A 24,357-nucleotide genomic window follows, 5' to 3' on the forward strand; every position below is an offset into this window, starting at 1 on the left:
TGATCATAAATACCCGGAACTATTAAAATTTTTAAAGAATGTATAGTAATAAGCACAGCTTTTTTTAAAAGCTGTGCTTATTTCAATAGTAAATATATCTTTCATATAGTTCAGGTGATTATGGATGACTTAGCGAGAGGTTTTTACTTGTTTATCGGTATATTTATTGAATACAGGATATACAACAAACCCTAAAAAGAACAGACCAATACCTAATGTGAAGGTTTTGGCATCCGCTGTGCCTGAAATGATCACCCAACTCGAATAGATCAATGCGAGTGTTGCAATCGCTCCATCTAATACTCGAGACCCTTTAATTTGATCATAGGTGTCACCTTTATAAACAAGTTTAAGAAAGTAAACAGCTGATATCAAATACGGAATTAAATAGGCAAGTGTAGCTGAAGTTGTTAAGAACAAGTACGCCTCACCAATCGTCCCTGATATTGTAGAGAAGATAAAGATCTGAGACATAATATTTGTAACAGCTAATGCGTTAACAGGACTTCCATTCTTATTCACTTTACCAAAAAAAGCCGGGAATACGCCTGATTTAGCTGCTTGGTACGGAACTTCGGAGCTTAATAGAATCCATCCAATGGTGGACCCAAACAACGAAATAACAGCTAATAGACCCATAAGAGATGCGCCTGTATTTCCGATTAATACGGATAATACATCAACAAATGGCTTGTCTGAAGTCATAAGAACTTCTCGTGGCAAAACGTTCATCGTTAGTAAAGTTGTAATCATGTAGATGCTCAATGCAATAAGTAGTCCAATAATAGTAGCTTTTTTAACATCTCTTTGAGAAGAAGCTCTTCCTGATAATACAACAGCTGACTCTATACCAACGAATGCCCATAATGTTGCAATAGCAGCCATGTTAATTTGACTGCCAAGTCCATGAGATACACCTGTCTCGTCGACTACAGGAAAGTAAGCATCCGCAAACAAGGTGGATTCCACTGCGAATAGTGCAACGACAATGAATAACATAAATCCGATAACTTTTGAAGCAGTTGCTACAAAATTAAGCTTACCTGCCCCGTTCATACTTTTAACGAGAATAAAATGCGTAAACCATAATAATAAAGTACAAACCGTAAATGTAACTACTTTTCCTAGCGGTATTTCTTGGTTGAATACAGTCGCTATTACCTTTGTACTCTGCATCATAGGAAAAAATGTTGATAAATACCCTGCAAAACTAGTGATAATGGCTACATTGCTTATCCAGTTCGCTACCCAATATCCCCAAACCATACTGAATCCTGCGACATTTCCCGCTTTCGGATTTGTAAACAGGGCTCTTGCATAACTTTGTGGACCGGCTGTTAATTCTGGTTTTCGAATAGACAACGAACCAAAAACGAGGGCAATCATTAATACCCCAAATCCAGTAACCGCCCAAGCAGCCGTAACTCCCAATGGACTAGCTGTTTGTGCTAATGTATTTGGAAGCATAAAGATACCGGATCCTACCATATTTCCAACGACAAACGCCGTTAAAAGCCATACACTCCAATTATTATTTTTCATGCTGTAACAACCTCCTGTTGATTTTATGCCAATAAAAAAAACACGTATGGTAACAGCCCATACGTGTTTATAATCAGCTTCCCACATAATCCCTCATAGCTCAACGCAGAAAATTCTGCGACAGTTCTGCATTTGTTCAATGCAGCCCCAATGAATTTTTTAGTGGATAAAACTCATTTCGGCATTAATTCCTTTCAAACGGTTGTCAACAGCACCACTTGCCTCGAACAGTTTACTCATAATTAATGCGACCTCTACCTCACCGAGATTAATGTGAGGACTTATATTTAATTTCCATGTTGAAGCTTAGCAAAAAGAATAGGTTTTCGTCAATGGAAGGTAATGGGTAATTTGTTTGCAGTTATATGGATTACGGTGCTTAATGTTAATTTCTCTTCTTTAGTAGGCCATCCAGTGCAACGTGGAAAAATAGTAATATCTATGCATAGTTTTGATGCTCTTCCATTTTTATACTAGAGACTAAGGAGGAGAAATCATGTCTGATAACTGGAACTTTTATATGGATGAGTTAGATGAACATTTGGCTTCTATCGTTGTGGATTTAGACGTATCAGAAGAAGTGAATATTAAAAAATATAAATGGTTATTTTCTGTAACTATTGCTATTAAAAAACCAACTGAGCTAGGTTTCCCTGAGGAACAAGAAGATGAACTTCTTGGTGAGTGGGAATATGATCTGATGGAAAGGTTGAATGATGAAGAGATCATTCAAGTGGGAAGGCTGACCACGAACGTCACACGTGAATTTTTTTATTATGCAAAAAAAGAGAAGCATTCCAAAATCATTGATCAACATGCATTAGCTATATTTGAGAAGAATGGATACAAAACAGAAACTTCAGGTATTGAAGAAGATGAACCATGGTCATTTTACTACGAATTTCTATACCCAAACGCGTATCATTTTCAACATATGTCAAACCGTGAATTAGTTGAACTGCTAGAAAACGAGAAAGATCATTTAGAAGAACCAAGGAAAATTGAACATTGGATAGAGTTTGAAAGCTTGGATGACCTAAAAGCGTTTGAACAAGACATCCAAAATGAAAACTTCAAGACAGAATACGTAGAACAGGAAAGAAATGAAGATGGATCATACAGCATCACTATTTCGCGTGAAGATGGTGTCGATTATCCCATAATTGATGGTGTAACCGATTTAATTATTGAAATTGCACAAAAACACAATGGTGAATATGACGGATGGGAATCGCCGGTTATTTTAGCTAAAAGGGGATAAAAAATGACGAATGTAACGGAAGGATACATATGCAGCTGCTGCGATGAGTATCATGACGAACTGCCCTTTAACTATGGAAGTCCTGCACCTGTATATTACGAAGAAGCGACGAGAAGAGAACGTAAAAAGCGTTTTGAAATAAACGATGATCTTTGTGTTATGGATGGTGAACATTTCTTTATTCGTGGTTGTATAGAGATACCGGTCATTGGATCCGATGAACCGTTTGTTTGGGGTGTATGGGTTTCACTCAGCGAGGAGAATTTCGAACTCACACTGGAACATTGGGATGATCCTGATCGAGAAAAGCTTGATCCTATGTTTGGATGGTTATCTACAGCACTTCCTATGTACCCGGAGACAATTAACCTTAAAACCTATGTGCATACCCGTTCAGTAGATTTACGGCCATATATAGAGCTGGAACCAACCGATCACCCGCTTTCTATTGAACAAAGAGAAGGAATTACGATTGATCGTGTTAAAGAAATTGCTCAATTCTGTTGTAATTTTAAATAGATTTACCCTGTCAAACTAGTAGTGTTATTGAATATTTTTCTGCAACCTGTGCGTTAATCCAAAAGGATTAACGCCTATTTTATGGAAGATAAAGGATATAACAAAGTAAGCAATTAAAGGGGTAATCTTATTGAAAACCAAATTTATACGCTTGTTCACTGTCTTTACCTTACTATGGCTAACGGGCTGTACAATTAATACAGCAGGAAAGGATAAAGAGTTTGATGATTTTCCTCCAGTGATGGCAGGATACATGGATGTGAAAGGAAAAAAGTATGAAATGCAGCAAGGGAATTATCGTTGGGAAAGAAAAAAGGGATCAGACACGGAGGTGGTAACAACAGATGCCGCATCTCCAAACCAGATCGGGGAAAGCTTTCGAGCTATCAAGGTACAGCCGAATGCTACAGTAAATATTGAGATTGAAGAAAATCCTAAGATATCGGTTTACCAGTGGAATGAGAGCGGCAGGGAGAAAGAAGTCAACGTAAAGAACAACCAACTGGCAGTTCCATCAAGTAAAGGCCGGTACATATATGAAGTATTAGCCAAATGGTCTGATGGAGAAGTATCTTACACTTTTGGCGTAGAAGTTAACTAGCTTTTATGCTAATAGATAGAACCAGTTAGTATGAGGTGGGAGAATTGGAAAGTAAGAACTCATATATTACTTTTGGTGCACAAATGGGAGATGCAAATGCGGATCAAGCAGTAGGACCGCACTTAGAGGAGTTAAACTTATTACTAGATCGATATTGCAAGAAATCCTATTGTAAAGAACTCAATGAATTAGCTCTAATCTTAAGAGTCGACGGCGAACTATGGCACTTTGGCATTGAAGGGTGTGACAAACTCAGATTAAGCAAAAAACAGGGTTACATAACAATGGATATTGGGATGCCCGAGTCAAAATGGAAAAACCAAATGCCAAATAGTATCAGGGATTTTCTTATAAGTCATCTCGTTCTCTCTTTAGAACTGATGATAAAGCGCTTGAAGAAAGAATTATTTGCTGTAAATGAAGCAGAATTATGGGCAGATATTAGCAGAGTGAAAGAACGGTTTCTAGTTTCGTAAAGTGTGTTTAACAACAGCTGCTAAACGCTATTTTTATTCTGCAACCGTCCAGTTTATTTATTGAAAGTACTTAAAACCCCTCATAGTTTATTGCTATGAAGTATGAAGAAGTAATCGGTATTTAACATGGAGGAAGAGATGAAGAAAGTAATAAACATGATTAATCCAACATCGAAAGTAGCTGGTGTGTCGTTAGTTGATTTGAAGAAAACAGAAAAAGCACTTGGAGCTATTTTTCCAGATGAATACAAGGAACTTTTCATAGAAACGAATGGAGCAAAATTTGGAGATTGGACGTTGTACCCGATTCCAACGAATGAACAAACGGAGCTAACGATTGATATAGAAACAAAAAATCAAAACAGACCAAAAAATCTACCGAGTGATATGGTCTGTATTGGTGAAAAAATGAATGGTGACAAACTTTGCTATCGAATTAGGAAAAGATTTATGCAGGAACTCATTTATAGGTGGAATGACAAAACGGGGATAAGCAAGTACCCATCTTCATCATTAAGTGAATTTATTGATTGGCATGTGCCGAAAGAGAATGCGAATAAACCAAATAAACTTGGCACTTTTATGGTTGAAAGCGGAAAGCTAATAGTTACTGACCCCTACTATAAAGTGGATGATGAAGCTGATTTGCAAATCGTACTTCTCAATGTGAAAAATGGGAATTGGACAGCTTCCATTTCCTATACTCCTGATGAAGTTGTTAAAAACTTATTTGTATTCTGCGAGGAAAAGAAACCAAGTGGAAAATGGCATGTTTGTGAAAAACCGATTGGAGTTGACTCTGCACAAGCAGGAATTTTTGATTTTAATACATTCGGTAGAGACGAAATCATCATGTTTGACGAGTTAACTGCTTCAGATGCACAGGGAGGAGTTGTATCAGGTGGTGCGGTTTCCATGTCTGGTTATGGTGACGGAATGTACGAGGTAAAAGTAAAATATAACATCTCAAAAAAGGTTGTTGGAGTCATGATTGACTTTGATGATGAGGAATAATATTTGTCCAGTAAATGGAGGATGTACACAATGGCTACTAGCAAACCAGTCGAAGAATTATCCATTAAAGATTTAAAAGAAAATCCTATATGGGAATGGGTAATAGATGAAGAAGAAAATGAAGAACAAGATGAGACCTGGGTAAGACCATCGAAAACCAAAAACTTTACAGAAGAATTAAACGGTTCGATCGTATTAGGGGAATTAACTACAAATAATGGGGATACCTATCCTATGATGTGCAGCCTTGATCTTGAAGACGACGAAGCAGTAATTAGTTCCATTGTTTATTATGAAGAGAAACTAGATGAATACTTTGCATTGGAAGATATGGTTAAAAAAATTGAATTCCCATTAGCGTTCAATATTCGCCTTACAATCAATGGGAAGCTGCAATCTTTAAATGTTACGGCAAACAAAGTAGATATTTATAAGAATCATATAAAAGTAGGTTTATTTTAGATCAGCTACTATTTTTTTGTGCCTTTTTTTCATGTAGCAAGATTGGGCAATAAATCACAAGTTTTAAAGAGGTGAAAAATATCGCAGGAGGAGCAAGTGGTGATGAGAAAGACAGAAATACTTCCTTGGACAGAAGAATGGGGAAAAGTATATGCGAAAGAAGAAAGTAAACTCAAAGATATTTTTAAAGATGAGCTCATTGAGATTTATCATATAGGGAGTACATCAATACCTTCAGTAGGCTATGCAAAACCAATAATAGATATCTTAATCGTTGTAAAAGATATCGACAAAGTAAATACGTTCAATGCAGAAATGTCGTGTTTAGGCTATGAACCAAGGGGTGAACACGGAATAAAAGGAAGAAGATATTTTACAAAAGGTAAAAATAAAAGGTCTCATCACATTCATATCTTTCAACTTGGAAATAAAAACATTAACGCACATTTATCCTTTAAAGATTACTTAATCAATCATCCAGAGGATGCAAAAAATTACGGAGATCTTAAAAAGATTTTGGCAAAACAGTTCCCTGATGATACACATAAATATCAAGAAGTTAAAGAGAAATTTGTTGATGAATTAATTAAGAAAGCTGTTGATTGGAAGTAAACAATGAATCTTGTTCTTCCGCAATTGGATGCAATTCTTCTATACTTACTAGTAAACAACTTATGTTTGAGGAACATAGATAGGAGTTTATCATGACAGAAACGATTGTACCTTTTACAACTGATAATATAGAACCGTGTATCCAACTATATATGAATGTCTTTAACAGTTCCCCTTGGAATGAGGCTTGGACCTATGAAAGTGCTAAAGAAAGACTTACAGACTTAGTACATACACCTAAATTCCTTGGCTTTTTGCTATATGAGGACAATGACTTAATAGGATTTATTGCTGGGAATGGTAAACAATCCTATTCAGGGTTGACTTTTTACTTAGCTGAATTGTGCATTAATAGCCAAATACAAGGGAAAGGTTACGGCTCTAAATTACTTCAGCATTTAGAAAATGAATTAAAGAAAAGAAAGATTCAAAGTCTGTATTTATTAACAGCTAACGGAGGGCTTGCAGAAGCGTTTTATCTGAAGAATAACTATCAAATAAACGAGCATAGGTTAGTAGTAAAGAAGGATCTATGATTTTTCCTATTCAACAATGGGTGCATCTCTTCAAGAAGGAGAAGTGCTCTTTTTTATTGAACTTATCGAACAAATGAGTTTATTTTCCGTTTTAAGAGGAGGAAAAGAGTATGAAGATTAATAGAATCGATCATGTGAGTATAAATGTAAACGATCTTTCAGAGGCTAAGGCGTTCTTTCTTGATTTAGGACTTGAAGTAAAAGCGGAATGGGAAATGGAAGGAGAACAGTTGGACAGGATTGTTGGGCTTAAAGGTGTTAAAACGGCATGCGTAGGGTTGGGGATGCCAGAGAGTGAAGTATGGATAGAGCTCGTCAAATTTCATACGCCGCCGAGTGAATTAGATACTCAACAACCTCTTGCGAATACGCTCGGGATCCGGCACATTTGCTTTGCTGTTGAAGATATTGAAGCGATTGTTGCAAACTTGAAAAGTAAGGGTACGGAAATCTTTAGTGAGATCGAGCAATATGAAGATCGTTATAAGTTATGCTATGTTCGTGGTCCAGAGGGAATTATTTTAGAGTTAGCGGAGGAGAGAAATAAATAATGAATCCTTTGTTATTAGATATTCCTTTACAACTAGAAACAGAAAGGCTAATTCTCCGAGCGCCCCTTCAAACTGGAGAAGGAGAAATTGTGAATAAAGCTATTAGAGATTCCTTTCATGAATTAAAAGCATGGTTGTCACTTTTCCAAGAGCTTCCTACTGTTGAAGAAACAGAGATCCTGTTAAGGAATGCTCATATAAGTTTTTTAAAAAGAGAGAGTTTTCGTTTTCTTATTTTTGATAAAGTCGGTGGGAAGGACGTAATTGGAACGATAAGCCTTCATAGGATTGACTGGGACATTCCAAAGGGTGAAATGGGATACTGGATGAATACAAAATATAGTGGGAATGGATATATGACAGAAGCAGTAAAAGAGTTACTTAACTTCGGCCTAAATCACCTCGCATTTAAGAGAATTGAAATAAGGTGTGACTCAAGTAATCTTAAAAGTCGGTCCATACCTGAAAAACTTGGTTTTGTACTTGAAGGTACTTTAAGGAATGAGGATCTTTCCGCAGATGGCAGCAAGCTGGCTGATACTTGTATTTATTCTAAAATAAATTAACAATGTTTAAATGAAAGTCAGGAAAAATATTCTAATGCAAGTCTTCAAGAGCAATTCTAAGGGGAAGGAGGTCAAATCGTGGGCATTCGAAATTATCTGATTGAAGGCGTTTCCGGTGCCGGCAAAACGACGGTTTGCAACGAATTACAGCGGCGAGGCTACCATGCTATTCATGGTGACCGTGAATTGGCTTATCAAGGCGATCCTGATACAGGGGTTCCTACGAATGGCTCTAAACCCGAACACCACATTTGGCATGTGGATAAAGTAAAAGCTTTGGTCGCCAATCAGGATCAGTCTGTAACATTTTTCTGTGGCGGTTCGCGAAATTTCCGCAAGTTTATCGATCTCTTCGATGGCGTGTTTTTACTTGAGGTCGATCTGGAAACATGTCTCGGGCGGATTGATGAGTGAGTGGCACTGGACCCAACTGACTGGGGTGGCAGACCAGAGGAACGAGAACTCATTACGCGCTTGCATCAAACGAAAGAAGGCGTTCCCAAGAACGGGATGATAATCGACGCTGCCGCACCAATCGATCACGTTGTTGATGAGATCATACGTCAAACTGAAAAAAACCATGAAAGTTACTAAATTGATGGTTAAACAACCGAATTTTTAGAAGAGCTTGTAGTTTTGGGAGGATCAATTGATTGGGAGGACTAAGGTATTGAATAAAAGACAAAGGTACGTCTTTCTCGTATCGTCCGTTTTCATTATTGGTATTGTAATATTTAATATATTTTATGAGCCGTTTCCAGTTAAGAACGTAAATGTAGAAGCAGTACTAAAGATGGTCAATCAATCAGAAGGTAAAATGGTGAAGATTCCTTCAAAACATCAGGGTTATCAATGGTATATTTCAATTAACGAAAAGGCAGATGATAATCTCAAAATGTTAATGAAAGATAAGGGATGGTCTTACAAAAAGAAAAGTAGTAGTGATACTTACTATTTTGAAAGTGTTCAAGGAAATATCAGTGTACATCGTGATAGATGGAATGAGAACTATACGATTTTTTATTTTCCAGAGGGGATTTAGCTAGGGGACATGTTAGGGTCGGAGTCGTGTAACGTTGATGATGTCATCTGTAATGAAGCAGGTACCGTTATAGGTAGCAATAAAGGACTTTTGAAGATATATCCCGAAATGTAAATTATGGAAATTGAATATATTTTGAGGGGGATATTTGTATGTTTTGGTTGTATCTGTTTGTACCACTAGTCCTGATTATTGGTTTAGCTGTTTTTATTGATAGAAAAAATAAACGTAAGGGTCTTAAAACAAATGTAAAACACAGTGATATTAAGTATATGTGTATGCAGGAACCTCCTGAGGCTAAACGTTCAACAAAATAGTTCAACAAATCAAAGGGATAAGAAAAGGTGGAAAGATGACTACCATAGGGCTGATTCGGCACGGAATTACTGAATGGAACTCATTAGGTAAGGCTCAAGGAGTAAGTGATATCCCTTTAAATGATAACGGCAGAATACAAGCCACAAACATGGGAGAACGGCTATCTCATGAAGAACCTTGGGATATGATAATTACGAGTGACTTATCGAGAGCATTTGAAACTGCAAGTATTATTGGAAGTATAATAGGCTTGCCCATTCGTCATATGGATGAAAGGGTAAGAGAAATAAATTGCGGTGAGATTGAAGGCACTACCGAAGAACAAAGGGTTAAAAAGTGGGGTACCGAATGGCGTAAGGTAGAACTTGGTATGGAAAACTTTAAGGATGTAGCTAACAGAGGCATAGACTTTTTGAAAGATATCGTTTGTACATATAAAGGTAATCGAATATTGGTAGTCAGTCACGGTGCTTTAATCGGATTAACCTTACAAAAGTTACTTCCTCAGAAATTCCAGCAGACCTATATCGATCATACATCCATTACTATCTTAAGCCATATTGAAGACAAATGGGATTGTTCGCTTTATAACTGTACACGACATTTAAATCATACTCTATCATAGGATGCGTTGATCTAAGAAGGATCAACGCGTTTTTTATTATAACTCTGACTCAAGCTTTTGTTGTAGAAGGAAGTAAGGGTTATATAGGGAAATAATAAACGAACCTAACCTTTTATAAAGGAGATGACTTAATGATGATTGGTATTAGTAAAGTTCAGGACGTTCTCGAAAATTATAAAAGTGCTGTTTATGAAAAAGATGCTGAAAAATTCCTATCGATCTATGCCTCTGATGTACATATTTATGATTGCTGGGGAAAATGGGAGAGTAAGGGTATTTCTTCATGGAGAGAAAACGTGATAAAGTGGTTTACTGGTTTGAGTGAAGACGGAGAATTATTAAAAGTAGATTTTAATGACTTAAGGATTGAGGAAGAGACGAACGTTGCATTTGTTTATTGTGCTGTTACGTTCGCTGCTTACAAAGGGGACTCAGGAGAGAAACTTCGTCAAATAACAAATCGTTTTACGTTTGGCTTAAAAAAGGTAAATGAGTCATGGTTCATCACACACGAACATTCATCATTGCCAATAGATATGCAAACTGGAAAAGGGATGTTTGAGCTAAAATAATATACATGTAGTAATGAGGTCTTTCTATAAAGAAAGGTCTTTTTTTATGGTAGTTTAAAGAAATCGATAAAAACTCACAAAAATGAACAAATATTTAATCTGTAAATAAATATTATTAAAAGTAAAATTAAAAATATTAATAAATTCTGTTCACTTTTTTAACTTTGTTGTATATAATCAAATTAAATTAACAAAGAAAGGAATCTGATATGGCTCATCCTTTACTTACGAATTGTCCGGTTTGTACCGAAACACTCAAGATTACGAAACTGCATTGCTCGCATTGCCATACGACAATCGAGAACGAATTCGAGTTATCTAAGTTTGCCTCACTAACGAAAGAACAGCTTCATTTTGTGGAAGTCTTTCTCGTATGCAGAGGCAATATTAAAGAAGTTGAAAAAGAACTGGGGATTTCCTACCCAACGGTTCGAGGCAAGCTGAATGACATTGCCTCTTCATTAGGCTATGAACAAAAAAAGAAGAATGAGGTAGACGAGAAAAAGATCGTAATGATGCTTGAACGTGGAGAGATCTCTGCAGATGAAGCAATCAAAATGTTAAAAGATGAATAGGAGGAATGTGACATGAAAAGTGAGATTGAAAAAGTGCTTACCATGGTTCAAGAAGGAAAGATCGACACGGAAAAGGGATCAGAATTGATTCAAGTTCTAAAAGAAAAAGAAAGCACGACAACGGTTAGACCATTAAAGACGCCTGCTAGTTACAGCGACAAAATGCTAAAAATCCGAGTGGTATCGGCTGAAAGTGACAACGTGAATGTAAACGTACCGATTAAACTCGTAAAACTTGTTTTAGCAGCTGGCCATAACATTGCTTCAAAGATTCCTCAATCTGAGCAGTATGTAAAAGATATTAATATCGATTTGATCTTAGAAGCCATCGATCATGAACTGGACGGCCAGATTGTTGATGTGAAATCGGCAAACGGTGATACCGTATCTGTCGTTATTGAGTAGGAGACACAGCCTATGCTACATGTTCGTGTGAAAACAAAAGGGGCGAAATTCTCCATACCAGTTCCATATATCCTATTAAACATCTGTACGTCAATCATCACTTCCAAACTGCTCATTCGACACGCAAACAAATGGTCGAAGCCTCACCTAGAGCAGAAGAACATAGACTTTACCATTCCTTCTATTGATAAAAGAGAACTGAATCGTATTATTAAAGAGCTAAAAAAGCATAGAGGCCTAGAAATTGTGAATGTGAAAGCACAAGATGGAACGGAAGTGATTGTTAAATTATAAGGTTTCAAATAAGAAAACGACCAGATATGATCTGGTCGTTATCATCTTATTTCTGATCTGCTGGATACACCAATCCTACTTGTCTACGCGCTTCTTCCATGATCTTCATCACAGCGAGTGAATTTTCATGTGAATTCACCTTGGACTCCAGCTCACCACGTTCGATCAATTCAATAAATTCCTTCGCTTCGTAATACATCTTCGGCTTGTCTTGCTTCACCGTAATATCTTCGGTTCTTCCGTCACGATAACGGATTTCGATTTTCGTCATGTCCTGAATGTGGTCGATCAGGATGCTTCCGTTCTCGCCTTGAATCTCAGACGGCACGTACGAGTTCGAGATCTTCGAGTACATCACAACTGCGTCTTTATCACCATAGTTTAATGTGATGCTGCCTTCACCGTCCACTCCAGACTCCAGCAAATACGCGTTAGCTTTAACTTCATTAGGCTCTCCAAACAGAACGACCATTGGGTACAGACAATAAATGCCGATATCCATCAGTGATCCGTTTGAGAATTCGGGTCTAAATGCGTTTAGTACAGTTCCTTCCTTATACTTATCATAGCGGGAAGAGTACTGACACGAGTTCGCAAAATAGCGGCGGATGGTTCCGATCTTATGTAAGTTTTCTTGAATACTCTTAAAGTTCGGGGTCACGGTTGAACGCATCGCTTCCATTAAGAGCACCTTGTTTTCTTTTGCGACAGCAATCATTCTTTCTACTTCAGCAGCGTTAGACGCGATCGGTTTTTCACAAATCACATGCTTGCCGTGCTTCATAAGCGTTATTGCTTGCTCAGCATGAAACGAGTTCGGGCTTGCGATATACACCGCATCGATGACAGAACTTGCTGCCATTTCCTCCACATCCGTAAATGTATGTTCCGCACCATTTTTCTCCGCAAATTCTTTCGCTTTTTCTTCTGTACGGGAGTAGACCGCACTTAATGTAAAACTCTCTACTTCACGGGCTGCAGATATAAAGCTTTCTGTAATCCAGTTCGTTCCAATCACACCAAAATTCAACATTCAACATCCTTTCATTATCTGTAGGCAAAAGCCTGCAGCTTTTCATAGTATGTATTCTACTCCTATCGTCATGTTTTAGACAAATAATGAGGACTGTTGCACTATTTTTGTTGAAAAAGGTTTCTTAAGATAATATCCAGGGTAAAGATAGAACAAAACCTGGTGAGGAGGAATGTGTTATGCTTACAATGACAAACCATGAACAGCTAACAACAAAGCCTTTAGAACTGCCAGTATCACGATATGTGCTAAAAGAACAGTCACTCGTCGAACAAGAAAAACGCAAACCAGAATTCGAACTTACGTCGCTGAATCCGAAATAATAGAACCCATACATGAAGAAAGCGAAGACCTTAGGGGATCTTCGCTTTTTTTAAATGAGAATAAGAAGAAAAGAGCTGAATGGGAATCAGCTCTTTTTTCGCATCTATTTCCACTAAAAGTTCTCTTTCCTCTTAGCATCTTGAATCATTTTATAAACATACAAAGCACCATAACCACCAGCAATCCCGAGTGGCAAGATGATGAATGGGGCAAATGTTTTGGTGTGTAGGCCAACCATATAAAAGACGCCATAAAGGATGACCATCGTCATCAGGCTAAACGCTAACCGAATAAGATAATTTTTCAAAAGAAAACGCTCCTTAAACCAAATTGAATAACTCCATTTTACCATACATAGCAAACGTTGAAGGATTCTGCCATCTTTTGCCGAACGGAAAAGATAGAAGAAGGAGTGGTAAACGATGCCTTATTGTAATGTTCAGAAAGCCAATATCTATTATGAAGAAATCGGATCAGGAACACCGATCGTCATGATCCATGGATTCTCGCCCGACCATCGTTTGATGAAAGGCTGCATGGAACCAATCTTTCAAGAGAGAGATGGATACAGACGGATCTATATCGACCTGCCAGGAATGGGGCAGACGAAAGACTACGAATCTATTCAAAACTCTGATGAGATGCTAGTGGCGGTTATTCAGTTCATTGATACGAAATTGCAGGAGGACTCTTTCTTAATAGCAGGAGAATCATATGGCGGATATATCACAAGGGGAGTTATCGCGAAAATGCCTGAGCGTGTAATGGGTGCAGCGTTTATCTGTCCGATGATTATTCCGGATAAAAACGCAAGAACACTGCCAGAGCATGCCAACATACAAGTCGACCACGAATTTCTTACTACCTTAACAGAAGAAAAAAGAGAAGACTTCAAAGGAATTCATGTGAAGTTAGATGAATACACATGGAAAAGGTACAACGAAGAAGTCGTAGCTGGAATGAAGATAGCAGATCCAGCGTTCTTAGAAAAAATCTCAGGAGCTTATGAATTCTCGTTCAGCATCGATCAAGAAGTGTTTCCGAAACCAAGTGTTTTCATAGCGGGTAGGCAAGACCATATTACAGGTTATAAAGACGTGTTTGACATACTTGATAAATATCCGAGAGCTACGTTTGCCGTATTTGATGTTGCAGGGCATAACTTGCAGATTGACCAGGGTGAGCTTTTAAATACTCATGTTGGTGACTGGCTGGACCGGGTCAATTTAAATACTAAGCTTTAAGTAAATTGAATGTTTAAACAAGAAAGGCTGCCAACCTGGGCAGCTTTTGGTAATTATGTAATTACTTTTTCTTTTAAAATACCTTCTTTAACCATATTAGCAAGTGTACCTTTATTTTTAAACTTGAAATACATGATTAAGCGATCAAGGTCTTTTTTAGTAAGTTCGGCATCACTGATAACAAGCTCGTATCTATTTAATTTAGTTATCATTGATTTGGCGTAATCAATTTGTTTAGGTGTTAAATATATTTTTTCCGAATTAGATTGACCAGGCAACTCTTCTAATAGCTTCGAATGAATGGAAGTAATTATCCCATGCGTGTATTTTTGTTCCTTGACCCAATTGATATCATCTTGATTTAACTCAAACCATTCTCCTTCAAGTCGTTTATGAGAAAAATGTTTGTGAAAAGCCATTTCTGTTTGATGATGATTACCAGTTTTAATCAGGTAAATAAGTTCATTCTTAAATGGTAGTTTAACACCAAAAACATTCATACGTTTTTCTATATGTTTTGTCTTTCCAATCTTAAAGCTTCCATTCATATGTTCTTGCACAAAATAAACATAACCCGGAGCTTCTCCTTTTGGGAAAGGTGAATCTATTATTTTTTGAATTTCATTCTGATCTGGTTGGTATAAGTAAATTTTTTGAGGAGAAAATAGAACATTTTGTATAGGTGGCTCATTATTGCTCTTTTTGTTTAAAAATGATAAAAGTCCTTTAAGCATTACTAATCACTCATTTCCAAAAAATAGTTAAATGATATCTATATTAGTAGAATAATAAAATATGGAAAACATTACAAATGATATATTATATAATTAGTGGATTTTCAAGATAAGTGTATCAATTTCATCATAATGGGATTAAAGTTTAATGGTGATTGTTAATTCTGGAAAGCTATTAAAAAATCTAATGAGAAGGGAATTTGAGCTATGGTGAATAACACGTCTACAACCACATTCAATCTCTCAAGCTATCAAAATATCTTTAATGAAAATGACACCTCAGACAGATGTCGAATTGTATTAGATAATATCCACCCTGAAATAAAGACGTTTTTTGAGAATTTTTGCCATGAACATAATCTGCTTACTGCAAACAGATTTTTAAGAGATTATTCAGTTACATTACAAACTACATACAGTGATTCTAAAAACCCTAAATTTGCTGAACAAAAGAAAACTTCAAATACAGGAAGAAAGTATCATGTATCTCTTAATGAGAAAATCGGAGAACAAGAAGTAAACTTGTTAACACTTGAGTTAAACGGTGTAGATCAAAAGCTTTATATTTCGATTGACTCTAACTTTTTTCCCATTTGGTATTTAATGAGAATAGATAAATTAATGCCTGCTATTCAACAATCACCTGAGGATCTCTTGATCTATTTCCAAACAGAGTGGTTTAAAAAAGAAAGGGTTTCAAGAACGGTATTCAAGTCTGTATTTACTGACTTCAAAAAGCAAAGAAAACGTCCTTTCTATCATTTTGGTATGGAATTCCCATTATACGGAAAAATCAGTAAAGAGGAATTAGAGAAGGATTTATTAAAGACATGGGAACTCTCTGGATTGATTAGAGAAAAGCTTATTGAAGAAAAAGAATTGGATAATCAGGGGAATCAATTTTTAGACCTCTTCGCTAATGACCCTAGTAGACAAGATTCTATTCAATTATTAGATCATTCTTATTCCCTTATTTATGGAGAAGCCGAGAATTATAAGCCTAAAGCCAGACGGCAAGCATTTTCTATTTATGATCAAGATCAATTAATAACAAAAGGTTACATTGTTTATTTTGAAATTGATCAAACGATTTCCCCGAACCAAGTCCTTTGTGTAGCAATAGAAGGTCACCAGCACATGTATTCAAATGTTCGGGATCTGGTTTTAAAAGATGAGGTGCAATGGTGGATTAAGAAATCCTTTACTACCCATCATCTGGATAATATTGAAGTTACAAGAAAAGCAATGGAACTGCTGAATGAACATGGAATCGAAACAGAAGGCAGTTCTTATTATCTTGGTACTTACAGCAATAAAACAAAATCGTTTAATAAAGAGATTAGTATAATCAAAAAGGAATTAGTGACAGCAAGTTTATTATTTGCCTTTGTCAGTGAAAAGTTAGAGCTTCCAGATACGAATCCAGCTACATCTTCTAATAATGAGGATGAGGGTGAAACTGGAGAAACTCCAGATTCAAAGTACATCAGCAATTTTTCCTTCAAAGGCATTTACGAAACAATAGCTAACAGCCAGTTCGCTTTTTCAATTGATATCATCCGTGACTTCCATCTAAACCTTACAGCCTTGGATGACAAGCACTTCGTTATTTTAAACGGCATTTCTGGTACGGGGAAAACGCAGCTTTGCCGTTTGTACGCAAATGCTGTTTATGGCCTTGATTATGAGTCTGAGAATCCTTATTTAACAATTATTCCCGTTCGTCCAGACTGGATGGATGCCACAGCTTTATTTGGATATTACAGTTCGTTCGAAAAAAAGTATGTAATGACGGAGTTTCTACAGGTATTAATTTCAGCTCATAAGGAACGGGAAAAACCTCATTTTATTGTGCTAGACGAGATGAACCTAGCTCGTGTGGAATATTACTTGAGCGATTACTTAAGTGCTGTTGAGTCACGAAAGGAAATCTTGCTTCATATCCGTGAGGATGTAATGGATATTCCACAAAAAATCAGTATTCCTCCAAACGTGTATGTGTTGGGAACAATTAACGTGGACGAGACCACACACAGCTTATCTGATAAAGTATTGGATCGTGCATTTGTGATGACTCTATCAGATGTTGATTTTGATCATTACTGGTCAACACTTGATCAGTCGCTTAAATCAAAGGTCAGTAATGAATATAATATTCTTTGTGACATCCATAATGATCTAAAATCATTCGACCTTCACTTTGGCTACAGAACGATGAACGAGATGATTCAGAAGCTTGTGCGGAATAAGGAATTGGATGAGGAGTTCAATCTCGATTCTATGTCTGCACTGGATCGAGTGATCAGTGAAAAAATGCTGCCGAAATTAAGAGGCGACGAGCGGATTACCGACTTACTTTCAACGCTTAAAACAAAATTCCAAGGTCATTTTGGCGAAGAATCTCAATCATATGGTCATATCTTGAGAATGGAAAAGGAGCTGGAACGTTATGGAGCAACCCAGTTCTGGCGCTAAGTTCTTCATCCAAAGTCATGAAGAAGGCTGGCTGACGCTTGAAGAAACCTATTTAAGAGAAGCCAATTCTTATGAGTGGAAACTGGAGGATGAAAGCAATCCGGTTATTTTGTTTAACGGAATGCCTCTTCCGTTCGTTCCAAATGATACTGGAGTTAGAGGAACGCTGCAGACGCCCTTTCAATCAGGTGAAGCAACTATTGAAATCAATGGAACTCACCTAAAAACCTACATCTACACCGATGAAAGAAAGATGACGACCGAGCAGTATGAGATCATGCTGAAAGAAATACTTGAGGAAGCAGCCGTTTGTTTTGATTACAGCGGCTTAAATAATGGATTCAATACTAGTGGAAGAGAACGTACGCTGTCATGGACACAATGGTCGTACATTAAAAGGAGCTTTCACGAGTTATCTCTGTTGTTTCAAAAGATCAATAGCAATCCATTATCTGTTCTTAAGCAGGAAAACTTTATAACGAACCGTGAAAAGATTCAGCAAGTCCATACATCAACGTCACTCTGGTTGGAACGAAACCATGGACGAACAGAACAGCTTGTTCCTAAAAAAGTGTGGACGTCTAAACGACAGGAAACGAATGACCTGTATGAAAACCGCTTAGTTAAGAAGCAACTTCTTGAACTAAGACACCTTCTTTCCCAATACCGTGATTATGGGGATGGTGTGTTAATAGAGGAAGCAGAAAAACTAAGAAATAAGGTGTTGTACTGGCTGAACCATTCATTCTTGATTGGTGTCAAACCTCATAACGGCCAGGTGTCCATCACACAACGGTTAAGAAAGCACCCTATCTACCGAAAATGGAACACTTGGTTTGAAAAGCTGTATCAGCACCAGAAGTATGAGATTGGATTTGAGTATCACATACCGCTAAAAGATACATTTCAAGTATATGAGATGTGGTGCTTTATGAAGCTGATCAACCAAGCGAGACAGAACGGGGAGCTGGCAGAAACATCACAACTTTATAAAACTACATCAGACGGAATCTTTCTTTCATTAGCTGAAAACAAAGAGAGTACTGTTAAACTGGAAAATGGAGACACCATCGCATTTCAACGGGTTTTTCAGTATCGAAATCCTGAACATGTTCTAGCTAACACAAAAGCACTTTTTTACACCTTCACCCAAAGGATGATTCCCGACATTGTCATTCAGCGAGGAGAAAAGCTATTTATCTATGATCCGAAGTACAGAGTGCCAAATAACGTGGGAACTGCTCTTGGAGAAATGCACAAGTACAGGGATGGGATCAGAAACATCTTTACGGATGAAAACGTTGTTGAAGAAGTATATATCATGACCCCGTTTCAGGAGTCAGTAGAAGAACTAAGATACTATTCTGATCGTTTTCACCAACGATATAAGATGGGTGCAGTAAAGATGATGCCTGGGGTAACCGAAGAACACAATAGGTACTCAATCTAGGAGGGCCGAGCATGGATATCAAAAAAGATATTATTATATATACACTACCTGATAATATTCGGGGTAGGAGTATCCATACTAACATCATTCCTACTGTGTGTAATCTGAAAAATATGCTTAAAAAGCTTGTAATAGTAAATGGAGATTATGAGCAATTAAAACAGTGGGAAAAAAGAAGTTATCAATCTTATCATATTGATAAAATTAAAGATGAATTATTAACTGTTTCTAATGAAGAAGGTATTCAGATACTTAAATCTCATATTCTCAGTTTCCATCCAAAGGAACTGGGTGCTAGCTGTGTGGACATTTACTTGGTAGCTTATGTCGCTGAGAATTATGGTCCAGGTAAAAATATCTTTTTTGATTACATAAAGAGCAGTGGAATTTCTGAAAAAGATAATACAGCCCAAGCCATTTGGCAAGTTGGTAAGGGTGATGGTATTTACCTTGGTTTATTAAATGAAGATGGAACCGTAAGAGATTGGAGTTTTTTTACAACGTGGTTAGAAGAATAGTATGAGTATACCTAGGTTAACTCAACAAAAAAATTTGTAGATATGAAGCTTTGTCTACAACCGGAAAATAATAAAAATAATTATCTTTTATGATAATCCATCAGGAGTAAATGATGATAAAAGAAAAGAGAAGTTGGTCAAAACTACATCCACAAATGATTGCAAGAAAAAAAGTTGACTGGTCAATTTTTAGTAATGGATCTCATGTCCCTATTGAGTTTCATAAAGACTTTGAGGAAGCAAATCATGGGACGCATGTTAATAGAGGAGAAAAATATAAAATCAAGTTAATTCTAGAGGATGAAGTATATGATGCTCAATTAACAAATGTTGATAGGAAAGGTGTTAATGTAGATTCTTTACAAATAAGGTATGACAATAATGCCGCGTTAAAACAAGTTCTATTAACTACATTTAATAAAAGTTATGAATACATTAGAGAAAGAAAGTTAGAAAACGAAAAACAACTGGTCCATGTTCCACAGGATCAAGCAGAATATATTGAATTTTATAAAACAGAGAATCCTTTTATTTATACAATAAAATTAGATTCTTTTAAGGGAATTGCTAATAATAATTTCTGGTGGGTAAACCAGGGTAAAACCCATGTTCAAGAGAGAAGTGGTGGTTATCTATGGGCGCCACAAAGAGCGAAAAATGGAACACCGTTAGCCCATCATACTGACTTATTAAAAGCAAAAGCAGGAGATATTGTCTTTGTATACAGCAACATGCACATCAGGTGTATTGGAATTGTGGATAAAGAAGCTGAACATCATGCAAAACCAAAAGAAATACAAACTGATGAATGGCAAATTGATGGAAATCTATTAAAAGTTAATTATTTTGATTTAAATAAACCAATTCCGAAAGTAGAAATACCTGAAATTTGGAGAATTGAAGAAAAAGGTCCTTTTGATAAGCATGGGGACATCAAACAAGGCTACTTTTACTCTGTCTCAAAGGGCTTTGCTAATCAATTGTATTCCATGTTTGGAGAGGGTTTTCCTATGGAAATAACAGATGCATTTTTAGATAAAAAACCAATTATAAAAGAAAAAAGTGATATAAACGGTTTAAATGTTACAAACCACATTCATTCTTACATAGAAAATAAAGGCTTCTTCTATAAGAAGGAAGAGGTTATCAACTTTTACTTATCATTAAAAACAAAACCTTTTGTCATACTATCGGGAATATCAGGTACTGGGAAAACAAAATTGGTCCAATGGTTTTCTGAGAGTTTAGGAGCTACTGAGAAAAATGGTCAATTTACTTTAATTCCAGTTCGACCTGACTGGAGTGATGGATCTGACCTGTTAGGATATGTAGATATTAAAGGTGACTTTAAGAAAGGGCCATTAACTTCTGTTCTGGAAAAGGCAATGGATGACCCGGAAAAACCTTACTTTGTTTTATTGGATGAAATGAACTTAGCCCGAGTTGAATATTACTTCAGTGATCTATTAAGTGTAATGGAAAGTAGGCGCTGGGAAAATGGAGGAATTGTAACAACACCTGTATTGCCTTTTGAGGTGGATGGTAGAGACATTATTCTTCCTTCAAATGTTTATATTGTTGGAACAGTTAACATGGATGAAACAACGCACCCTTTTAGCAAAAAGGTGTTGGACCGTGCAAATACAATCGAGTTTAATAGAGTTCAATTGGATCATTTTGCTTTCTTAGAAGATCTTGAAGAACAGGAACCTTTATCTATCAGGAATCAGTCTTTAGCGGGTGACTTCTTGCATTTAAAAGATGCGTACAAAGATAACATAGCGTTAATTAAAAAGGTAACAGAAGTGCTAGTCATTATTAACAATCAACTTGAAAGTATTGGAGCTCAGGTCGGTTATCGAGTAAGAGATGAAATTTGTTTTTATGTAATTTATAGTGAGAAAGATAACTTACTGACATTTGAAGAAGCGATGGATCAATCGATCTTACAAAAGATACTGCCTCGAATTTCAGGTAGTGATGAGCGGGTATGGGATACTCTTAAAGGACTCTATGAGATTTGCACAAGTCAAGTCTACGATGGAGATGTCCTACCTAATTTTGATAACTCAATGTATCCAAAATCAGCACAAAAGATTGTGGATATGATTAGGAGGTATCAGCTAGATGGCTTCACTTCCTTCTGGATTGGTTCGTGAAGATGTTGAACTTGTTCTAATTGAAACGGATGAATTCACTCTTTTTATGAAGGGGAAACCGTATCATCAGAGGTTTGAAGGATTGTCTCAGTATAAGAAAAAACTTCAGAATGAAACGATGGAATTTAACGTTGAGGGGGAGTCGGTTCAGTCTGTTAAAGTTTTTGATGTAGATCAACAAGTGTTAGCAGCTGGTTCAACTTTTAGACCTATCTTTTTTGAAAATGGAAACTATCAAATTATCGTTACATCAAAAATAGATTTAGAGTTAGAGTTCTATCACGAACATCATCTTTTACGAAACGCTGTGAGCAGTGTGCCAGTAGGTCCAAAACAAGTTCTAATGGGCAATCTTCAATTTCAAAATGAAGTCGGTTTAACAACATTTGAAATTCGTACGCAAGGAAAAGCCTTATTATCAGTGACTTTTGAGATATTTCCTTCAAAGCTTGATTATAAAGAAGATTATCGAAAGCTCCTAGATGAAGTGAATGAAGAAATCTATAATTTAGCATTTCACTTTTTACGAAAAACGTATCTTGGTGCGAGAACTAGGGTAGAGGGGGAGGCAAGTGCTGCTGAATTTTATCGATTGATTCAACATCATTTCAGGACATTTCTACAAGCAATCAAAAGGATTGAGCAACAACCGCATCGCAACTTAATAACCTCTCATCAAAAGGTGAGAGGGGACCAACTAAAGAAGTTGGACTCTTTTGGTCGAAATCAGCTTAGAAAAAAAGCCTCGTTGTTTCAAGAGGTCTCAAATGGAATTAAGTTAAGGGACAAAGAGCTTATGCCTATAGAGGGATGGCAGGTTAAAAAAGAACACTCATATGATACGATGGAAAACCGTCTAATTAAGTGGTTGATGATTCGAATTGAAGATAAGTTGAAAAATCTGCTGCAAAAAATACAGTCACCTATTGGAAGATATAAAACAGAACCAGATCAAGAAGTGGTTAAGACGATAAAAGACATGCAAAAGCTATTTCAACAAAGAATAAAAAATCCATTTTGGAAGACGATTAGTAAATTGGACCGTTCAGTGATGAGCTTAGTCATTCAAATGGCACCTGGTTATAGAGAAGCATTTCAAATCTATGTTTTACTTTCTCGTGGATTGGAACTTCATGGCCAAATTTATAGAATGTCTGTTAAGGATGTTGCTCAGCTTTATGAGTATTGGACTTACCTTAAGCTTGGTGCACTATTGGATAAAAAATATGTACTTCTTTCTCAAGATGTGGTGAAGGTGAATCGAGAAGGACTGTTTGTAAATCTCGATGGAAGTAATTCGGCTAAACGAGTATACCAGCACCCACATACAGGGGAGAAGATTATTCTTCAATATCAAAAGGAAGAAAGACATCTTCCTACAATTACACAGAAACCAGATACGATGCTGAGTATTGAGAAGAAAGGTAAAGATTACAGCTATAACTATATCTTTGATGCCAAGTACCGTATTGATTTTGCTGTAGAGGATAGTTATTACGGAAAACGATATAAGAGCCCTGGTCCCATGGAGGATGATATAAACACGATGCATCGTTACCGAGATGCGCTAGTTGTTCAACATAAAGGGCCATATGAACGTACGGCATTTGGCGCATATGTATTATTTCCGTGGTTTGAAGAAGAATTGTATGAACAGCATGCTTTTTATAAGAGTATTGATTCCGTTAATATCGGGGGCTTACCTTTCCTACCGAATGCAACGAGGTTAGTCGAGCAATTTGTAGAACATCTTATAGAAAAAAGTCCTGAAGAGATACAAGAAGAAGGAATACTGCCAAGAGGTACACTTGACCGTTGGCAGTCTTCTTTAGATGAAAAAGTTTTAGTTGGGTTAGTAAGTAATGAAGAGATCCTTAAAAGATTTATTCAACAAAAGAAATATATGATTGCTATGAAGGATTTGAAAAAAGGGTGGCAAGAGGCAGGATATATTGCGCTATACCTTTCTAGTAAAGTGTCTAATAATAACGGGGTAGAGTATTTCGGTAAGATTGATGATATCAATTTCGGTATGGGTGCAAGCAATGAACAAGTGGTAATCTTTACTGTTGTAGCTTGGAAATCCTTAAAGAAAGTCATCAAACCAGTTGGTTATGGTATTTCTTCATATATGCTAACTACACTAAATACTTTGAAGGAAGCCAGAGAATTACCTGAACTTTATATGAAAAATAAAGATGAATTAACCGTTTGGAGAACAATGCGGAGGTTAACAAACACTCCTAAAATTGATTTAAATAATACCAGCCTTGATCACGCGTCAGAAATAATACAGATACAGTCAGGTGAAGTATTAGTGTCTGTAGGCAAGTATGAAATCCAAGTGAAACGTATAGGGAGTATACGTTTAATATCAATTGATAGACAGGACTTTGTTTCCAATCCCAATCGGTTATTTAAGGGAGTAGTGGATATTTTAAATGCATAG

The 24,357-nt window shown here is 36.7% G+C and carries 30 protein-coding genes and 1 riboswitch; of the genes, 26 read left to right on the forward strand and 4 right to left on the reverse strand.

From position 1 onward, the window contains the following. Positions 1–129 precede the first annotated feature (129 nt). Positions 130–1,542 (reverse strand): amino acid permease, encoded by a 1,413-nt coding sequence (locus AWM68_RS02425; protein WP_066237442.1) that lies wholly within the window; start codon positions 1,540–1,542, stop codon positions 130–132. An 88-nt stretch (positions 1,543–1,630) separates the two neighbouring features. Continuing rightward, positions 1,631–1,807, reverse strand: a riboswitch (Lysine riboswitch). A 231-nt stretch (positions 1,808–2,038) separates the two neighbouring features. Between AWM68_RS02425 and AWM68_RS02430 the strand changes: the two genes are divergently transcribed. From AWM68_RS02430 to AWM68_RS02510, 19 genes are all read left to right on the forward strand, one after another. Further along, complete coding sequence (locus AWM68_RS02430; RefSeq protein WP_066236491.1) at positions 2,039–2,803, forward strand: DUF695 domain-containing protein; 765 nt, start codon at positions 2,039–2,041, stop codon at positions 2,801–2,803. A 3-nt stretch (positions 2,804–2,806) separates the two neighbouring features. Then, entirely contained in the window at positions 2,807–3,322 is a 516-nt protein-coding gene (locus AWM68_RS02435) for a DUF2199 domain-containing protein (protein ID WP_066236492.1), read from the forward strand. 130 nt (positions 3,323–3,452) lie between these two features. Beyond that, the gene (locus AWM68_RS02440) at positions 3,453–3,923 is read left to right on the forward strand and encodes a hypothetical protein (RefSeq protein WP_066236493.1); all 471 of its coding nucleotides are present in this window, start codon (positions 3,453–3,455) and stop codon (positions 3,921–3,923) included. A 44-nt stretch (positions 3,924–3,967) separates the two neighbouring features. After that, positions 3,968–4,399 (forward strand): hypothetical protein, encoded by a 432-nt coding sequence (locus tag AWM68_RS02445; protein WP_066236494.1) that lies wholly within the window; start codon positions 3,968–3,970, stop codon positions 4,397–4,399. A 138-nt stretch (positions 4,400–4,537) separates the two neighbouring features. Beyond that, positions 4,538–5,413 carry an SMI1/KNR4 family protein gene (locus AWM68_RS02450; protein ID WP_066236495.1) on the forward strand — a complete coding sequence of 292 codons (876 nt, stop codon included), beginning with the start codon at positions 4,538–4,540 and terminating at the stop codon, positions 5,411–5,413. 30 nt (positions 5,414–5,443) lie between these two features. Beyond that, on the forward strand, positions 5,444–5,875 hold the full coding sequence (locus AWM68_RS02455) for a hypothetical protein (protein ID WP_066236496.1): 432 nt from the start codon (positions 5,444–5,446) through the stop codon (positions 5,873–5,875). A 102-nt stretch (positions 5,876–5,977) separates the two neighbouring features. Next, a complete protein-coding gene (locus AWM68_RS02460) occupies positions 5,978–6,487 on the forward strand; it encodes a GrpB family protein (protein WP_066237446.1) in 510 nt (169 codons plus the stop codon). A 92-nt stretch (positions 6,488–6,579) separates the two neighbouring features. Further along, positions 6,580–7,023: a GNAT family N-acetyltransferase gene (locus tag AWM68_RS02465; protein ID WP_066236497.1), complete on the forward strand. Its 444-nt coding sequence runs from the start codon at positions 6,580–6,582 to the stop codon at positions 7,021–7,023. A 110-nt stretch (positions 7,024–7,133) separates the two neighbouring features. Beyond that, on the forward strand, positions 7,134–7,574 hold the full coding sequence (locus AWM68_RS02470; protein ID WP_066236498.1) for a VOC family protein: 441 nt from the start codon (positions 7,134–7,136) through the stop codon (positions 7,572–7,574). Then, entirely contained in the window at positions 7,574–8,140 is a 567-nt protein-coding gene (locus tag AWM68_RS02475) for a GNAT family N-acetyltransferase (RefSeq protein ID WP_066236499.1), read from the forward strand. Before AWM68_RS02470 ends, AWM68_RS02475 begins: the two co-directional genes overlap by 1 nt. A 78-nt stretch (positions 8,141–8,218) precedes the next feature. Continuing rightward, positions 8,219–8,554, forward strand: coding sequence for an AAA family ATPase (locus AWM68_RS02480; RefSeq protein ID WP_197468114.1), 336 nt, complete (start codon positions 8,219–8,221; stop codon positions 8,552–8,554). Then, positions 8,555–8,734 carry a hypothetical protein gene (locus AWM68_RS21655; protein ID WP_197468115.1) on the forward strand — a complete coding sequence of 60 codons (180 nt, stop codon included), beginning with the start codon at positions 8,555–8,557 and terminating at the stop codon, positions 8,732–8,734. A 76-nt stretch (positions 8,735–8,810) separates the two neighbouring features. Next, positions 8,811–9,182 carry a hypothetical protein gene (locus AWM68_RS02485; RefSeq protein WP_156488278.1) on the forward strand — a complete coding sequence of 124 codons (372 nt, stop codon included), beginning with the start codon at positions 8,811–8,813 and terminating at the stop codon, positions 9,180–9,182. A 152-nt stretch (positions 9,183–9,334) separates the two neighbouring features. After that, positions 9,335–9,499: a hypothetical protein gene (locus AWM68_RS21220; RefSeq protein ID WP_156488279.1), complete on the forward strand. Its 165-nt coding sequence runs from the start codon at positions 9,335–9,337 to the stop codon at positions 9,497–9,499. Positions 9,500–9,534: 35 nt separating this feature from the next. Next, the gene (locus AWM68_RS02490; RefSeq protein WP_066236501.1) at positions 9,535–10,125 is read left to right on the forward strand and encodes a histidine phosphatase family protein; all 591 of its coding nucleotides are present in this window, start codon (positions 9,535–9,537) and stop codon (positions 10,123–10,125) included. 131 nt (positions 10,126–10,256) lie between these two features. Next, entirely contained in the window at positions 10,257–10,697 is a 441-nt protein-coding gene (locus tag AWM68_RS02495; RefSeq protein WP_066236502.1) for a YybH family protein, read from the forward strand. A gap of 209 nt (positions 10,698–10,906) precedes the next feature. Continuing rightward, the gene (locus tag AWM68_RS02500) at positions 10,907–11,272 is read left to right on the forward strand and encodes a DUF2089 domain-containing protein (RefSeq protein ID WP_066236503.1); all 366 of its coding nucleotides are present in this window, start codon (positions 10,907–10,909) and stop codon (positions 11,270–11,272) included. Positions 11,273–11,284: 12 nt separating this feature from the next. Continuing rightward, a complete protein-coding gene (locus tag AWM68_RS02505) occupies positions 11,285–11,677 on the forward strand; it encodes an SHOCT-like domain-containing protein (RefSeq protein WP_066236504.1) in 393 nt (130 codons plus the stop codon). Positions 11,678–11,689: 12 nt separating this feature from the next. Then, the gene (locus AWM68_RS02510; RefSeq protein WP_066236505.1) at positions 11,690–11,971 is read left to right on the forward strand and encodes a hypothetical protein; all 282 of its coding nucleotides are present in this window, start codon (positions 11,690–11,692) and stop codon (positions 11,969–11,971) included. Positions 11,972–12,017: 46 nt separating this feature from the next. Here AWM68_RS02510 and AWM68_RS02515 read toward each other — a convergent pair whose 3' ends face one another. Then, entirely contained in the window at positions 12,018–13,004 is a 987-nt protein-coding gene (locus tag AWM68_RS02515; protein WP_066236506.1) for a Gfo/Idh/MocA family protein, read from the reverse strand. Between the two features lie 179 nt (positions 13,005–13,183). Here AWM68_RS02515 and AWM68_RS21225 point away from each other — a divergent pair, with 179 nt between their 5' ends. After that, on the forward strand, positions 13,184–13,327 hold the full coding sequence (locus tag AWM68_RS21225; RefSeq protein WP_156488280.1) for a hypothetical protein: 144 nt from the start codon (positions 13,184–13,186) through the stop codon (positions 13,325–13,327). Between the two features lie 113 nt (positions 13,328–13,440). On the opposite strand, the gene AWM68_RS02520 is transcribed toward AWM68_RS21225, so the two are convergent. After that, positions 13,441–13,635, reverse strand: coding sequence for a hypothetical protein (locus tag AWM68_RS02520; protein ID WP_066236507.1), 195 nt, complete (start codon positions 13,633–13,635; stop codon positions 13,441–13,443). A gap of 115 nt (positions 13,636–13,750) precedes the next feature. Between AWM68_RS02520 and AWM68_RS02525 the strand changes: the two genes are divergently transcribed. Then, entirely contained in the window at positions 13,751–14,572 is an 822-nt protein-coding gene (locus AWM68_RS02525) for an alpha/beta fold hydrolase (protein WP_066236508.1), read from the forward strand. Between the two features lie 53 nt (positions 14,573–14,625). On the opposite strand, the gene AWM68_RS02530 is transcribed toward AWM68_RS02525, so the two are convergent. Then, positions 14,626–15,306: a GIY-YIG nuclease family protein gene (locus AWM68_RS02530; RefSeq protein WP_066236509.1), complete on the reverse strand. Its 681-nt coding sequence runs from the start codon at positions 15,304–15,306 to the stop codon at positions 14,626–14,628. Positions 15,307–15,513: 207 nt separating this feature from the next. On the opposite strand from AWM68_RS02530, the gene AWM68_RS02535 reads away from it, so the two are divergent. From AWM68_RS02535 to AWM68_RS02555, 5 genes are all read left to right on the forward strand, one after another. Next, positions 15,514–17,781 carry an McrB family protein gene (locus AWM68_RS02535; protein ID WP_066236510.1) on the forward strand — a complete coding sequence of 756 codons (2,268 nt, stop codon included), beginning with the start codon at positions 15,514–15,516 and terminating at the stop codon, positions 17,779–17,781. Further along, complete coding sequence (locus AWM68_RS02540; RefSeq protein WP_066236511.1) at positions 17,756–19,231, forward strand: DUF2357 domain-containing protein; 1,476 nt, start codon at positions 17,756–17,758, stop codon at positions 19,229–19,231. Before AWM68_RS02535 ends, AWM68_RS02540 begins: the two co-directional genes overlap by 26 nt. Positions 19,232–19,242: 11 nt before the next feature. After that, positions 19,243–19,749: a hypothetical protein gene (locus tag AWM68_RS02545; protein ID WP_066236512.1), complete on the forward strand. Its 507-nt coding sequence runs from the start codon at positions 19,243–19,245 to the stop codon at positions 19,747–19,749. A gap of 113 nt (positions 19,750–19,862) precedes the next feature. Further along, on the forward strand, positions 19,863–21,908 hold the full coding sequence (locus AWM68_RS02550; RefSeq protein WP_066236514.1) for an McrB family protein: 2,046 nt from the start codon (positions 19,863–19,865) through the stop codon (positions 21,906–21,908). Beyond that, positions 21,877–24,357, forward strand: coding sequence for a restriction endonuclease-like protein (locus AWM68_RS02555; RefSeq protein ID WP_066236516.1), 2,481 nt, complete (start codon positions 21,877–21,879; stop codon positions 24,355–24,357). The genes AWM68_RS02550 and AWM68_RS02555 overlap by 32 nt, the downstream gene beginning before the upstream one ends.

The organism is Fictibacillus phosphorivorans (genome assembly GCF_001619875.1).
Lineage (GTDB): Bacteria > Bacillota > Bacilli > Bacillales > Fictibacillaceae > Fictibacillus > Fictibacillus phosphorivorans_B.